12 protein-coding genes are annotated in these 13,368 nt (G+C 71.0%); 7 read left to right on the top strand and 5 right to left on the bottom strand.

Annotated features, from left to right (window positions below):
- Positions 1-483: 483 nt before the first annotated feature.
- From gap to AC156L_RS32745, 5 genes are all read left to right on the top strand, one after another.
- Positions 484-1,488 carry a type I glyceraldehyde-3-phosphate dehydrogenase gene (gene gap / locus AC156L_RS32765; RefSeq protein WP_330875673.1) on the top strand — a complete coding sequence of 335 codons (1,005 nt, stop codon included), beginning with the start codon at positions 484-486 and terminating at the stop codon, positions 1,486-1,488.
- Between the two features lie 7 nt (positions 1,489-1,495).
- A complete protein-coding gene (locus AC156L_RS32760; protein WP_330875674.1) occupies positions 1,496-2,659 on the top strand; it encodes a phosphoglycerate kinase in 1,164 nt (387 codons plus the stop codon).
- The gene (gene tpiA / locus AC156L_RS32755) at positions 2,659-3,447 is read left to right on the top strand and encodes a triose-phosphate isomerase (protein WP_330875675.1); all 789 of its coding nucleotides are present in this window, start codon (positions 2,659-2,661) and stop codon (positions 3,445-3,447) included. Before AC156L_RS32760 ends, tpiA begins: the two co-directional genes overlap by 1 nt.
- 91 nt (positions 3,448-3,538) lie before the next feature.
- Complete coding sequence (gene secG, locus AC156L_RS32750; protein WP_330875676.1) at positions 3,539-3,772, top strand: preprotein translocase subunit SecG; 234 nt, start codon at positions 3,539-3,541, stop codon at positions 3,770-3,772.
- 51 nt (positions 3,773-3,823) lie between these two features.
- Positions 3,824-4,168: an RNA polymerase-binding protein RbpA gene (locus tag AC156L_RS32745; protein ID WP_106196854.1), complete on the top strand. Its 345-nt coding sequence runs from the start codon at positions 3,824-3,826 to the stop codon at positions 4,166-4,168.
- Between the two features lie 134 nt (positions 4,169-4,302).
- Here AC156L_RS32745 and AC156L_RS32740 read toward each other — a convergent pair whose 3' ends face one another.
- On the bottom strand, positions 4,303-5,193 hold the full coding sequence (locus AC156L_RS32740) for a hypothetical protein (protein WP_330875677.1): 891 nt from the start codon (positions 5,191-5,193) through the stop codon (positions 4,303-4,305).
- A 189-nt stretch (positions 5,194-5,382) separates the two neighbouring features.
- Between AC156L_RS32740 and AC156L_RS32735 the strand changes: the two genes are divergently transcribed.
- Complete coding sequence (locus AC156L_RS32735) at positions 5,383-6,165, top strand: hypothetical protein (protein ID WP_330875678.1); 783 nt, start codon at positions 5,383-5,385, stop codon at positions 6,163-6,165.
- Positions 6,162-7,808 (top strand): serine/threonine-protein kinase, encoded by a 1,647-nt coding sequence (locus tag AC156L_RS32730; protein WP_330875679.1) that lies wholly within the window; start codon positions 6,162-6,164, stop codon positions 7,806-7,808. Before AC156L_RS32735 ends, AC156L_RS32730 begins: the two co-directional genes overlap by 4 nt.
- 520 nt (positions 7,809-8,328) lie before the next feature.
- Here the strand turns inward: AC156L_RS32730 and AC156L_RS32725 are convergent.
- The 4 genes from AC156L_RS32725 to zwf form a co-directional block, all read right to left on the bottom strand.
- Complete coding sequence (locus AC156L_RS32725; RefSeq protein WP_330875680.1) at positions 8,329-9,549, bottom strand: sensor histidine kinase; 1,221 nt, start codon at positions 9,547-9,549, stop codon at positions 8,329-8,331.
- A gap of 654 nt (positions 9,550-10,203) precedes the next feature.
- Positions 10,204-10,983: a 6-phosphogluconolactonase gene (pgl, locus tag AC156L_RS32720; protein WP_330875681.1), complete on the bottom strand. Its 780-nt coding sequence runs from the start codon at positions 10,981-10,983 to the stop codon at positions 10,204-10,206.
- Positions 10,980-12,128 (bottom strand): glucose-6-phosphate dehydrogenase assembly protein OpcA, encoded by a 1,149-nt coding sequence (gene opcA / locus AC156L_RS32715; RefSeq protein WP_330875682.1) that lies wholly within the window; start codon positions 12,126-12,128, stop codon positions 10,980-10,982. Before opcA ends, pgl begins: the two co-directional genes overlap by 4 nt.
- A partial coding sequence (gene zwf, locus AC156L_RS32710) for a glucose-6-phosphate dehydrogenase (RefSeq protein WP_484407577.1) occupies positions 12,125-13,368 on the bottom strand: 1,244 nt, incomplete at its 5' end. The genes zwf and opcA, both read right to left, overlap by 4 nt.

Genomic DNA, 13,368 nt, shown 5'->3' with positions numbered 1-13,368 from the left:
CGGCTCGCTTGAGACCCGACCCACCACCTGAGCAGGACGGGGCCCTGGACCGTGGCCGGCTCCGCTCGGGGTTTTCGGCGCTGGCACTGGTCGGGCTCAGGGCGTTCAACCCCGCCCTTGTGGCCTGCCCAGCGCCACAAGAGGGGCCCCGAGTCGCATCGGCCACCCACGCTGGAAGCGGCGGACGGCCAGCGGTCGAACTGGAAGCGGCGACCATCGGCAACTCCACCATGCGGAATCTACTTTCTGTGATGTGGATTTCCCCTTCCTGGCGGTTGCCCCTCCACGCTCACCCCCGGACACTGGACAAGCTCACTCCTCGGGATTAACACCCCCGCAACCTGGATTTTCTTGCTCGATCAAGAGATCCTGTAGGTCCACGTGACCAGGGCCGCAGTGATGGGGATAGTCTGGCCGTGGCTGACTGAAAGCCCATCCGTACGCCCTGGCCCACCCGCCAGTCGAGCATCGAGGAGACGTACCGTGACGGTTCGCGTAGGTGTCAATGGTTTCGGCCGCATCGGTCGCAACTTCTGGCGCGCCGTTCAGGCCAGTGGGCACGACATCGAGATCGTCGCGTTCAACGACCTCGGTGACGTCAAGACCATGGCTCACCTGCTCAAGTACGACAGCGTCCTCGGTCGGCTGCCCAACGAGGTGACCGTGAACGACGAGGGCATCTCGGTCGACGGCAAGACCATCAAGGCGCTGGCCGAGCGCGACCCCGGCAAGCTGCCCTGGAAGGACCTGGGCGTCGACGTCGTCGTCGAGTCGACGGGTTTCTTCACCGACGCGACCGTCGCGCGCAAGCACGTCGACGAGGGCGGCGCGAAGAAGGTCATCATCTCCGCGCCCGCGAAGAACGAGGACCTCACGATCGTCCTCGGCGCGAACGAGGACCTCTACGACGGCTCTCAGACCGTCATCTCGAACGCCTCGTGCACGACCAACTGCCTCGCGCCGCTGGCGAAGGTCCTGCACGACAGCTTCACCATCGAGCGTGGCCTCATGACCACGATCCACGCGTACACGCAGGACCAGAACCTCCAGGACGCGCCGCACAGCGACCTCCGCCGCGCCCGCGCCGCCGCGCTGAACATCGTGCCGACCTCCACCGGCGCCGCGAAGGCCATCGGCCTGGTCCTGCCGGAGCTGAAGGGCAAGCTGGACGGCTACGCGCTGCGCGTGCCGATCCCCACCGGCTCCGCCACCGACCTGACCGTCACCCTGGGCCGCGAGACCACGGTGGAAGAGGTCAACGCCGCCTACAAGGCCGCCGCGGAAGGCCCGCTCAAGGGCTACCTGCGCTACAACACGGACCCGATCGTGTCCACGGACATCGTGACGGACCCGGCGTCATGCATCTTCGACGCGCCGCTGACCAAGGTCATCGGCGACCAGGTCAAGGTCGTCGGCTGGTACGACAACGAGTGGGGCTACTCCAACCGCCTCGTGGACCTCGTCAACCTCGTCGCCTCCAAGCTCTGAGGAACACGTGAAGACTCTTAGCGACCTGCTCGCCGAGGGTGTGTCGGGTCGGCGCGTGCTGGTGCGCGCCGACCTGAACGTGCCGCTCGACGGCGACAAGATCACCGACGACGGCCGCGTGCGCGCGTCGGTGCCGACGCTGAAGGCGCTCACCGAGGCCGGTGCGCGCGTGCTCGTGGCCGCCCACCTCGGCCGCCCGAAGGGCGAGCCGGACCCGAAGTTCTCCCTCGCGCCGGTCGTGGCGCGGCTGGGTGAGCTGCTCGGGGCGCCGGTGGAGATCGGCACCGAGGCCGGTGCCGAGGGCACCGTGGTGCTGCTGGAGAACATCCGCTTCGACGCCCGCGAGACCAGCAAGGTCGACGCGGAGCGCGAGGCCCTCGCCGACGAGCTGGCCGCGAAGGCCGACGCGTTCGTCTCCGACGGCTTCGGCGTCGTGCACCGCAAGCAGGCGTCGGTCTACGACGTGGCGAAGAAGCTGCCGCACTACGCGGGCGGCCTCGTGCTGTCCGAGGTCCAGGTGCTGCACAAGCTCACCGAGGACCTGAAGCGCCCGTACGTCGTGGTGCTCGGCGGCGCGAAGGTCTCCGACAAGCTCGGCGTAATCAAGAACCTGCTGTCCAAGGTCGACCGGCTGCTCGTCGGCGGCGGCATGGCGTACACCTTCCTCAAGGCCCAGGGCCACGAGGTCGGCAACTCGCTGCTCCAGGCCGACCAGCTCGACCAGGTCCGCGGCTTCCTCGCCGAGGCGGAGGAGCGCGGCGTCGAACTCGTGCTGCCGGTCGACGTGCTGGCCGCGACGAAGTTCGCGCCCGACGCCGAGTTCGAGGTCGTCCCCGCGACCGAGATCCCGGCCGACCGCGAGGGCCTGGACATCGGCCCGAAGACCCGCGAGCTGTTCGCGTCCAAGCTGGCCGACGCGGCCACCGTGTTCTGGAACGGCCCGATGGGCGTGTTCGAGTTCGAGTCCTTCGCCGGTGGCACCCGTGCCGTCGCCGAGGCGCTCGTCGCGAGCGACGCGTTCACCGTGGTCGGCGGTGGCGACTCGGCCGCGGCCGTGCGCGCGCTCGGCCTGCCCGAGGACGGCTTCTCGCACATCTCCACCGGTGGTGGGGCCTCCCTGGAGTTCCTTGAGGGCAAGGAACTCCCCGGCGTTTCCGTTTTGGAGCAGTGATGGCCTCCCGTCTGCCGCTCATCGCGGGCAACTGGAAGATGAACCTCAACCACCTCGAGGCCATCTCCCTGACGCAGAAGATCGCGTTCTCGCTCCCGGAGAAGTACTACGCCAAGGTCGAGGTGGCGGTGCTCCCGCCGTTCACCGACATCCGCAGCGTGCAGACGCTGACGGACGGCGACAAGCTGCTCCTCAAGTACGGCGCGCAGGACATCTCCGCGTTCGACTCCGGTGCCTACACCGGTGAGGTCTCGGGCGCGATGCTCGCCAAGCTCGGCTGCACCTACGTCACCGTGGGCCACTCCGAGCGCCGCGAGTACCACAACGAGTCCGACGAGCTGGTCAACCGCAAGGTGAAGGCCGCGCTCAAGCACGGGATCACCCCCATCCTGTGCGTGGGCGAGCAGCTCGACGTGCGCGAGGCGGGCAACCACGTGGCGCACTGCAACACCCAGCTCGTCGAGGGCCTCAAGGACCTCACGGGTGAGCAGGTCGCCAAGGTCGTCGTCGCCTACGAGCCCGTGTGGGCCATCGGCACCGGCCGCGTCGCCAGCTCCACCGACGCGCAGGAGGTCTGCGCGGCGATCCGCGTCCAGCTCGCCGAGAAGTACGGCGAGGAGGTCGCGGCCGTCGTGCGGGTGCTCTACGGCGGTTCGGTGAAGTCCGGCAACATCGGCGAGCTCATCGCGCAGAAGGACATCGACGGCGCCCTCGTGGGCGGCGCGAGCCTCCAGGCGGACGAGTTCACCAAGCTGTGCGCGCTCGCCGCGGGCGGCCCACTACCCTGATCCCCAACATTCCCTTTTTCCACAGGGTGGGTCCACGTTCGGCAGTTGAACCGGTACTCTGTGGCGTCAACTGCCTGACAGCGAGGAAGAAATGATCCTGTTCCTTCAGATCCTTTTGATCGTCTCCAGCCTGCTGCTGATCCTGCTGGTGCTGCTTCACCGCGGCCGTGGCGGCGGTCTGTCCTCGCTGTTCGGTGGCGGCATGCAGTCGAGCCTGTCCGGCTCCAGCGTCGTGGAGAAGAACCTCGACCGCCTGACGCTGTTCGTCGGCGCGGTGTGGGTCATCGCCATCGTCGGGATCGGGCTGCTCATCAAGGTCGGCTGAGCACGGGTCTATCAGGCGCAGGACAACCACGTGGTGGGGGTGTAAGGGTCGATGGCTGGTGGTAACGCGATTCGCGGTACCCGCGTCGGCGCAGGTCCGATGGGTGAATCGGAGCGCGGGGAATCCGCGCCCCGGAATCGGGTCTCGTACTGGTGTGCGAACGGGCACGAGTCACGGCCGTCGTTCGCTATGGAGGCTGACATCCCCGAGGTCTGGGACTGCCCGCGGTGCGGGCTCCCGGCCGGGCGGGACGAGCAGGCCCCGCCTGCTCCTCCGCGGAACGAGCCGTACAAGACTCATCTGGCGTACGTGAAGGAACGGCGTTCCGACGCCGACGGCGAAGCGATCCTCCAGGAAGCGCTCACCAAGCTGCGCAAGCAGCGCGAAGTGCCGTAAATCGGACGACAGCGCGAAGGCCCGCACCTTTCGAGGTGCGGGCCTTCGTCGTGTACTAGGCCGAATGCGCGTGCATTCGCACGAGCGGCCCGGAATTCGATTCCACACCGAATTTCGGTGCGGAACCGCTCCGATCAGTTCTTGGTGGGCACGCGCAGGGCGCTGAACTGGCGGCGCAGCATCGTCGCCCCGATCAGGATGAAGAACACCAGCACCACGAGCGTCGACGACGTCCCGCTGGTGCCGCTCGTCAGCGACACGTCGACGTTGCCGACGAGCAGGATGTCGCACTGCGCCCGGATGACGTGGCGGCCGGGCTCGATCGTGCCGAACTCGACGGGGGAGCTGAACCTGCCCGCGCTGTCGGCCTTCGCCGTGCCGACGTTCTCGTCCTTCGAGCTGAGCTTCACCTCGGACCCCGGCGCACACCCCGTGCCGGAGGCGTTGAGCTGGTCGCCGGGCTGGATGTTGTCCTTGTCGAGCGTCAGCTCGCCGTCGGAGTCGATCGCGAGGGTCGTCGAGCCGCTGCTGCTCGGTGCGGACGAGGACGACGAGCTGGAGCCGGTGGTCGTGGTCGTCGTCGTGGTGACGGCGGTGGTCGTGGTCGTCACGACGGGGCGGGTCGTGGTCGTGACGACCGGAGGGGGCGGCGGGGTCGTCGTGGTGACCACCGGAGGAGGCGGGGTGGTCGTCGTCACGACCGGTGGCGGGATGATCACCGTGAAGTTGCCGGAGGCGGCGTTGCACGCACCTCGCGCGGTGACGCGGTGGCTGCCCGCGGTCGCACCGGTGGGTACGGTCGCGCCTGCCGACCCCGTGCCAACGCGGATGGGCATCGTGGCGGAGCCGACGGGCTGCTGTCCGTCCCACAGGATGGTGACGACCCGGTCCTTGCACGACGGGTCGAAGCCCGCCCACCCCACGGTGAACCCGCTGCCGGGGGCGCCCTGGTTCGGCTTGATCGACACCGTCGGTGGTTGCTGGGCCACGGCGGGTGTGACGGCGAGCACGGTAACGGAGAGCACCGCCAGACCGAGTACACCTAGTGTTCTGGTCGCCCGCATGGCCATCTCCCGAATGTGTCGCCGTCAGCGGCGCCGGAATGTAGCATCCGCCCGCAGAACGCCGTGCTGAACTAGAGGTGCATCGTGAGACGTTTGACCGGCGGTGCGGGTTTACTCCTGCTGTGCGGGATTTTCCTGGGATCGGTTCCGGTGGCGTCCGCGGCGCCCGGCGAGGTCACGGTCAACGCGACCGTCGACCGGCAACCGGTTGGCGGCTCCGAACAGCTGGTGCTCGACCCGACCCGGTCCATCCGCGTCGAGGTGACCGTCCACAACGGAACTGACGCGGATCGCAAGGTGAAGACCGTGCGGTTGTCCGGCACGGCGCTGGCGCTGACGTTCTTCGCCTACGACACCACGGTTCCGTTCGACGTCCCCGCGAAGGAGAGCGTCACCCGCGCCTTCCAGCTCGACCTCGCGGACCTCGGCGGCCAGGCGACCGGCCTGCTGCCGACGGAGATCGAGGTGCTCGACGAGAACCGGGCCGTGCTGGGCTCGGTGGAGACGACCGGCGACGTCGTCGGTTCGATGTGGTCGGTCTACGCGGTGTTCGGGCTCGGCGTGCTGCTGTTGACGGTCTTCTCCTGGGCAGGCGCGCTGTTCGCGCTCGCCCGCCGCAGGCTCCCGGTGAACCGGTGGCAGCGCGCGATGCGGTTCCTGCCCGCGGGCATCGGCACCGGGCTCGTCGCGGTCATCTCGCTGTCCGTGCTGACACTGGTGGCGCCCTCACCCGCCGCCGAGATCCCGTTCATCCTCGGGTCGGCGGCGGTCGCGCTGCTGCTCGGCTACCTGACCCCGCACCCCGGTGACGGCGACGCGCCCCGCCCGGTCGACGACGCCGACCGCGAGACCGACGCCTTCACCGCCACCTACGACGCGGTCCCGTTGACCGAGCGCACGACCCGTCCGCTGCCGCCCGGCGGTGCGGTGTGACCGTCGCCCCGAGCGTCGTCGCCGCGCTGCCGCAGTACCAGTTGGGTGAGCAGATCGGGCACGGAGGCATGGGCGTGGTGTACGCGGCCGTGCACCGGCCGCTCGGCCGTCCCGTCGCGATCAAGAGGCTCCCCGGCCTGTTGGCCGAGGACCAGGGGATGAGCGCCCGCTTCGAGCACGAGGCCCGGTTGCTCGCGCGGCTCGACCACCCGCACATCGTGCCGGTCTACGACTACGTGCAGAACAACGGCGAGCACCTCCTGGTGATGGAGAAGCTCGACGGCGGCACCGTGTGGTCGAAGTTCAGCGAGGAGGGCGTCACCGCGGGGCAGGCGTGCGCCATCGGCCTCGCGACCCTGTCCGGCCTGCACGCCGCCCACGTCGCGGGCGTGCTGCACCTGGACGTGAAGCCGAAGAACCTGCTGTTCACGTCGTCCGGTGTCCTGAAGGTCGCCGACTTCGGCATCTCGCAGGTCGTCAGCGAGGGCGCCACCCTCATGACGCACGCCGGTCAGGTGCTCGGCACACCCGCCTACATCGCGCCCGAACAGGCACTGGGCAACCCGCTGACGCCCGCCGCCGACGTCTACGGCACCGGCACCGTCCTCTACGAACTGCTCTCCGGCGCGCTGCCCTACGAGAGCGGCGGCGGTCCGCTCGCCATGATCCAGCGGCACGTCCACCAGGAACCCCGCCCGCTCGGCCCGTCCGTGCCCGCGCCGCTGGCCGAGGTCGTGATGCGCAGCCTGGCGCGCGAACCGCAGGCCCGCTACCGCAACGCGGAGACGTTCGCGATCGACCTGGCGGGCGCCGCGGCCCAGGTGTTCGGGCCCGACTGGCTGACCCGCCTCGGCGTCCGCGTCCACCTGTCGCCCGCCGTCGCGACCGGCAGCACCCGCCCGTCCCCGCACCCGACCCAGCCGCGCGAGACGCTGGCGCTGAACCGGGTGCGCGGCACGGCGGTGGACGCGCCCCCGGTCACCCAGATCGGCAGCCAGACCCTCATCCCGGCCAGCACCGTGCTCGCGGCGGGCCCGCCCGCCCGCAGGACGCCGCGCTGGTTCGCGCTGGCGGGAGCGCTGACCGCGATCCTCATGCTGGTGCTGCCGTTCACCGTCACCGGCCGCGACCTGCCCGTGCTGACCCGCGACCTCAGCCAACCGGTGGTGCTCGACCTCCCGTCCTCACCGCCGGTCACGCTGACCCTCACCGTCGCGGGCGTGCCCCTCGCCACCGTCACCGGCGACCCGACCGCGGGCCTGGTCCTGCCGGGCGTGACCCGCTGGATCGCGGGCGGCGCGGTCGTCGCCGAGGTGACGGGGGAGAGCAGGCAGGAGTACCTGCTCACGCCCCCGGCCAACCCGCTGCTGAGCATCATGGGCGTTGGCAGCGCGGTGGTGCTCCTGTTCACCCTGGCGTACCTGGAGTCGATCCTGCGCTCCCTGCGCCGCCGCCAGGCGGGCACCGGCGCGACCATCATGGCGGCCCCGCTCGGCTTCGGCCTCGGCGTCGCGGTCTGGCTGCTCCCGACCGTCCTGCTCCGCAACGAACCGGCCCTGCTCCCCACCCTGGTGTGCGGCGTGCTCGGCGCGATCTCCGCCGTGTGCGTCGCCGTCGCCACCCGACGGGCCGCACCGGCCTAGGGCCTGTCCTCAAAGCCAGAGGACGAGAGTCGCCAAGTCGATCACCGCCCGGTAGGACGGAGCCGTTTTGTCGTAACGGGTGGCGATGGCGCGGAACTGCTCGATCCGGTTGAGGCAGCGTTCGACCACGGTCCACGCGGTGCGCGGCGGAACCGACCTCGCCGCTACATCGACCAGTACCCGACCGCCCGACCGGCGCTGACGGTGCACAGCGCGAAGCAGCTCGACCTCCCGCCCGGCCTCGTGGCGGAGACCAGGACCGCGGACCCGGACGGGAGGGCCCGCCACCGGTACTCGGGTCTCCGGCCGCCGTCCTACGCCAACGACCGCTGGGTCGTGATCGTGGGCCGGGAACCCGGACGTCCACGGGTCACCGTCTCGCTGCTCACGGACTCCGGCGACATCCGCGTCGAGATCACGGGTCACCAGCGGGCCGAACCGGCTCGGCGGCCGGGCAGGCCCGGCCGCCGAGCGCTCGACTCACAACCAGGACGGCGGCCTGGTCGCGGACGTCTCACCCCTACCGCAGGGTCGGCAGGGTCATCCTCACGGCGAAACCGCCGTCGTCGGTGGCACCCGCCTCGAAGGTGCCGCTGAGCAGGTCCGCCCGTTCCCGCAGCCCCATCAGCCCGTGGCCACCGCTGGGCAGCGCGGGTGACGCCTGCGGGACGGGCGGCGGGCTGTTGCGGACCTCGACGCGCACCTCGTCGTCACCCAGGTCGACGCGCACGGTCACCAGCGACCCGTTGGCGTGCTTGCGGACGTTGGTCAGCGCCTCCTGCACCGTCCGGTACGCCGCGCCCGAGATGGACGCGGGCACCTCGGCCGACCCGATCACCGTCAGGTTCACGGGCATGCCGCACCCGGCGACCAGCTGCGGCAGCTCCTCGACACCGGGCTGCGGCGAGTCGTCGCCGTTGGTCGTGCGCAGCACGCTGACCAGCTGCCGCAGCTCGTCCAGGGTTCTCGTGCTGAGCATCCGGATCGTGCCCGCGACCTGCTTCGCGTTCTGGTCGACGGCCGCCACCCGCAACGCGCCCGCCTGCATCGCGATGAGGCTGACCTGGTGCGACACGACGTCGTGCATCTCCCGAGCCAGCCGCGCTCGCTCGTCGGCCCTGATGGCGTGCGCGTGCAGCAAACGTTCGCGCTCGCGGCTCACGGCGAGTTCGGCGATGCGGCTCGACAGCTCCTCCCGCGCGTGCGCGAGCAGCGCGATGGCCAGCGGGAGCCCGGCGACCAGGCAGCCGTAGATGGCGTTGTGCACGTGCTGCTGCCACTCGGCGGCGAGGAACTTGTCCGGCGGCCACCAGAAGAACCGGGCCGCCCACACCAGCGCCGCCCCGACCAGCGTCTGCCAGCCGAGCGCCCTGCGCCGGGCGAGGGTGGCGAGCGCGATCATCGCGGCCAGCTCGGACCACCCGACGAAGAACCCCGGCACGGTCAGCAGCAGCGTGAGGAACGGGAACCGCCCGCGGAACACGAGCGCCGCCGCCGCGACCCCGGACAGCACGAGCGAGTACAGCTCCGCGTCGCGGTTCCAGCTGTACCCGAGCCACACGTCCGCGGCTCCGACCAGCACCGCGGCGATGTCCACCAGCGGTTGCCTGCGCTTCGCGAGCCAGCCCCACCGCCCGCGCACGACCTGCTCGACGGCCGCCGCCGCCACGGCGGGCACATCGACCCCAGGCCGTCTCCGCACAGCGTTGCCGACCAGGACCCGACCTCCAGAGTCACCCACTTGCCGATCCTCACCGTACTGCGCCGGTGTCACGGTTGGCATGGCCGCCCCTTCGCCCCGGCGCACCTGACGTGCCCCGTTACTGATGGAGACGAGTCGACCACAGGAACGGGACGCCGCACCCGGCAGAACATGACACAAATGTGCGGACGCACACGTCAAGCGCGCGAACAGCGCACGCGGGACTCCACGAACACCCGCACGGCCCCCCGCCGGTCGGCGGCGCGCCACAGCACCGCAGGCCACGAAGCACCGCAGATCCAGGAGCCGCACACCCACAACCGCACGTCACGACAACGGGTCCGGGACGTCAGCCGGCCCGCGACCGGGCATCGGGGCAGTGCTCCGGCCCGTCCCCGAGCGCGGCCCCTCCGCTGGGGTCGGAAGCCGGGTGGTCAAGGAGGGCTTGACGTCGGATGCCGTGCTGACCAGGCGGCAGGCGCTGGTGGGGGTGGCGGCGGCCGTCGGAACCGCTCTGGTGGGGGCACCGGGGCCTCCGCCGCCGCACCGGTGTTCACCCTCGGAGTGGCCGGCGGTGACCCGCTGCCCGACGGGGTGGTGCTTGTGGACCCGCGTGGTGGAGGCGGGCAGTACCGGGTGTGACGAGCCCCGGCAGGGTGGTTCGGCGCCCCGAGCGGGGCGCCGAACCACCGCTCACGCCAGTGGCGGGGTGAAGAGGTCGGGCACCTTCGACGCCGCCGTGGTGTCGAGCAGCCACAGGGTGCGGCGCTGGCCCGTCGCCCCGGCCGCGGGCAACTGCGCTTCGCCCGCGCCGGTCAACCCCATCGCGACCGCGGCGGCCTTCGCCTCACCGGTGGTCATCAGCCACACCTCCCGAGCCCGTCGAACGGCCGGGAGCGTCAGCGACACGCGCGTGGGCGGCGGCTTGGGGCAGTTCCGCACCGCCACCACCGACCGCTCCACCTCGTGCACCGCCGGGGACTCCGGGAAGATCGAGGCGACGTGCCCCTCCTCCCCGACACCCAGCAGGCACACGTCGAACGAGGGCACCGACCCGTGGTCCTCCGGCCGGGCCGCCTCGGCGAGCACGTCGGCGTAGGCCTCGGCGGCGGCGTCCGGGTCGTCGCCGAACCGACCGTCGGAGGCCTCCACCGCGTGCACCCGCGCCGGGTCCACCGGGATGTGGTCCAGCAGGGCGGCACGGGCCTGGGTCTCGTTGCGGTCCGGGTGGCCGGAGGGCAGGAACCGCTCGTCGCCCCAGTACAGGTCGACCCGGCTCCAGTCCACGGCGTGCAGCGCGGGCAGCGCCCGCAGGTGCTCCAGCACCGCCGTGCCGGTGCGGCCACCGGTGAGCACGAGCGACGCCGACCCGCGGGCCGCCTGGGCGTCCACCAACCGGGTCAGCAGGCGGGCGGCCGTGGCGGCGGCCAGCAGGTCGCCGTCACGGTGCACCACCACCTGGGGGCCGTTCACGAACTCGCCTTCGAAGCCGACGGCTTCGAGTCCTTGGACTTGGCCACGACGGCCTTGCCGCCCGAGGTCTTCGCCGCCGACACCTTCGCTGGCACCCCCTTGGCCGAGACCTTCTCCGCGGCCTTCGCCGAGTCGGCCTTGGCCGAGTCGGCCTTGGCCGAATCGGACTTCGGGGCCGCCTTGGCCGCGGGCTTGCGCGCCGCGGCGGGCTTCGCCGTGTGGGCCCGGCCGCGCACGACCTTCCCCAGCGACTTCAGCGCCAGCTCGTACACCTCGTCGGGGTCGAGGCGGCGCAGCTCCTCCGCGAGGCAGTCGCGGATGGACCGGCGCTGCAACGCCACCCTGCGCTCCGGCTGACCGGGCTGGAGCAGCGTGCCGACGCGCCCGTCCGGACGCGACAGCTCCACACCACCGGACTTCCGGTCGAGCGTCACGAGGCAGATGCCCTCGCCGCGCACGGCCTTGGTCCGCTTGACCGGGATCTTCAGCCCGGACGCCAGCCACGCCGCCAGCAGCTCGGTGGACGGGGAGTCCGCCTCGCCGCTGACCTCGGCGTCCACGACCCGCTCGAACGGCGGCAGGTCCAGCGCCGAGGCGAGCATGGCCCGCCACAGCGTGAGCCGCGTCCACGCGAGGTCGGTGTCGCCCGGCGTGTAGGCGCTCCTGCGCTGCTCCAACGCCTTGATCGGGTTCTTCTCGGCGGCGGCGTCGGTGATCCGCCGCTGGGCGAGCACGCCGATCGGGTCCTTCGCGGGCACCGCGGGGGCCTCGAAGGGCCACCACGCCACCACGGGGGTGTCCGGCAGCAGCAGCGGGACGACGCAGCTCGCGCCCTCGTCCGCCAGCTCGCCGTACAGGCGCAGCACGATGACCTCGCTGGCGCCCGCGTCACCACCCACGCGGATCTGGGCGTCCAACCGGGGCGACGCCTTGCGGGCGCCGCGCGCCACCACGATCACCCGGCACGGGTGCTCGCGGCTGGCGTCGTTGGCCGCTTCCACGGCCTCCTCGGTCTTCTCCCCGTCGTTGGTGACGATCACCAGCGTCAGGACGCGCCCGAGGGTGACGGCGCCACCCTCGTCGCGCAGCCGGACCAGCTTGCTGTTGATGCGTGAGGTGGTCGTCGACGGCAGGTCGATGATCACGGTCGCCTCCAGTTGCGCCCCGTGCGGGCGACCATCTCGTCGGCGGACGGTGGGCCCCACGTGCCCGCCTTGTACGGCTCCAGGGCGGGCTCGTCCTTCTTCGCCCAGTGCTCCAGGATCGGGTCCAGGATCTCCCAGGACAGCTCGACCTCGTCGTTCTTCGGGAACAGCGACGGTTCGCCGAGGAGCACGTCGAGCAGCAGCCGCTCGTACGCCTCGGGCGACGACTCGGTGAACGCGTGGCCGTAGCCGAAGTCCATCGTGACGTCGCGGACCTCCATCGTGTTGCCCGGCACCTTCGAGCCGAACCGGATGGTGACGCCCTCGTCCGGCTGCACGCGCACGACGAGCGCGTTCTGGCCCAGCTCCTCGGTCGCGGTGTCGTCGAACGGCAGGTGCGGCGCGCGCTTGAACACCACGGCCACCTCCGTCACGCGCCTGCCCAGCCGCTTGCCGGTGCGCAGGTAGAACGGCACACCCGCCCAGCGCCGCGTGTTGACGCCGACGGTGATGGCGCCGAACGTCTCCGTCTTCGACTCGGGCGAGAAGCCGCCCTCCTCCAGCAGACCGGGCACCTTCTGCCCGCCCTGCCAGCCGCCGGTGTACTGGCCGCGCGCGGACGTCTCGCCGTACGGCTGGATCGGCTTGGTCGCCGAGAGGACCTTCACCTTCTCCGCCCGCAGGTCCGCCGGGGCGAAGGAGACGGGCTCCTCCATCGCGGTCAGCGCCAGCAGCTGGAGCAGGTGGTTCTGGATCACGTCGCGGGTCGCGCCGATGCCGTCGTAGTACCCCGCGCGACCGCCGAGACCGATGTCCTCGGCCATGGTGATCTGCACGTGGTCGACGTAGTTCGAGTTCCAGATGGGTTCGTAGAGCTGGTTCGCGAACCGCAGCGCCAGGATGTTCTGGACGGTCTCCTTGCCGAGGTAGTGGTCGATGCGGAACACGTCGTCGGGGGTGAAGACCTCGCTGACGACCTCGTTCAGCGCTTGCGCGCTCGCCAGGTCGTGACCGAACGGCTTCTCGATGACGACCCGGCGCCACTGGTCGGCGGACGTCTGGGCGAGGCCGGCGCGCTTGAGCTGGTTGATCACCGTCGGGAACGCGCCCGGCGGGATCGACAGGTAGAACGCGTGGTTGCCGTTGGTCCCGCGCTCCGAGTCGAGCTCGGCGACGCAGTGGGCGAGCCGGTCGAACGCCTCGTCGTCGTCGAACGTGCCCTGCACGAAGCGCAGACCCT

Source organism: Umezawaea sp. (genome assembly GCF_057122925.1).
This window is presented reverse-complemented; position numbering and strand designations above follow the sequence as displayed.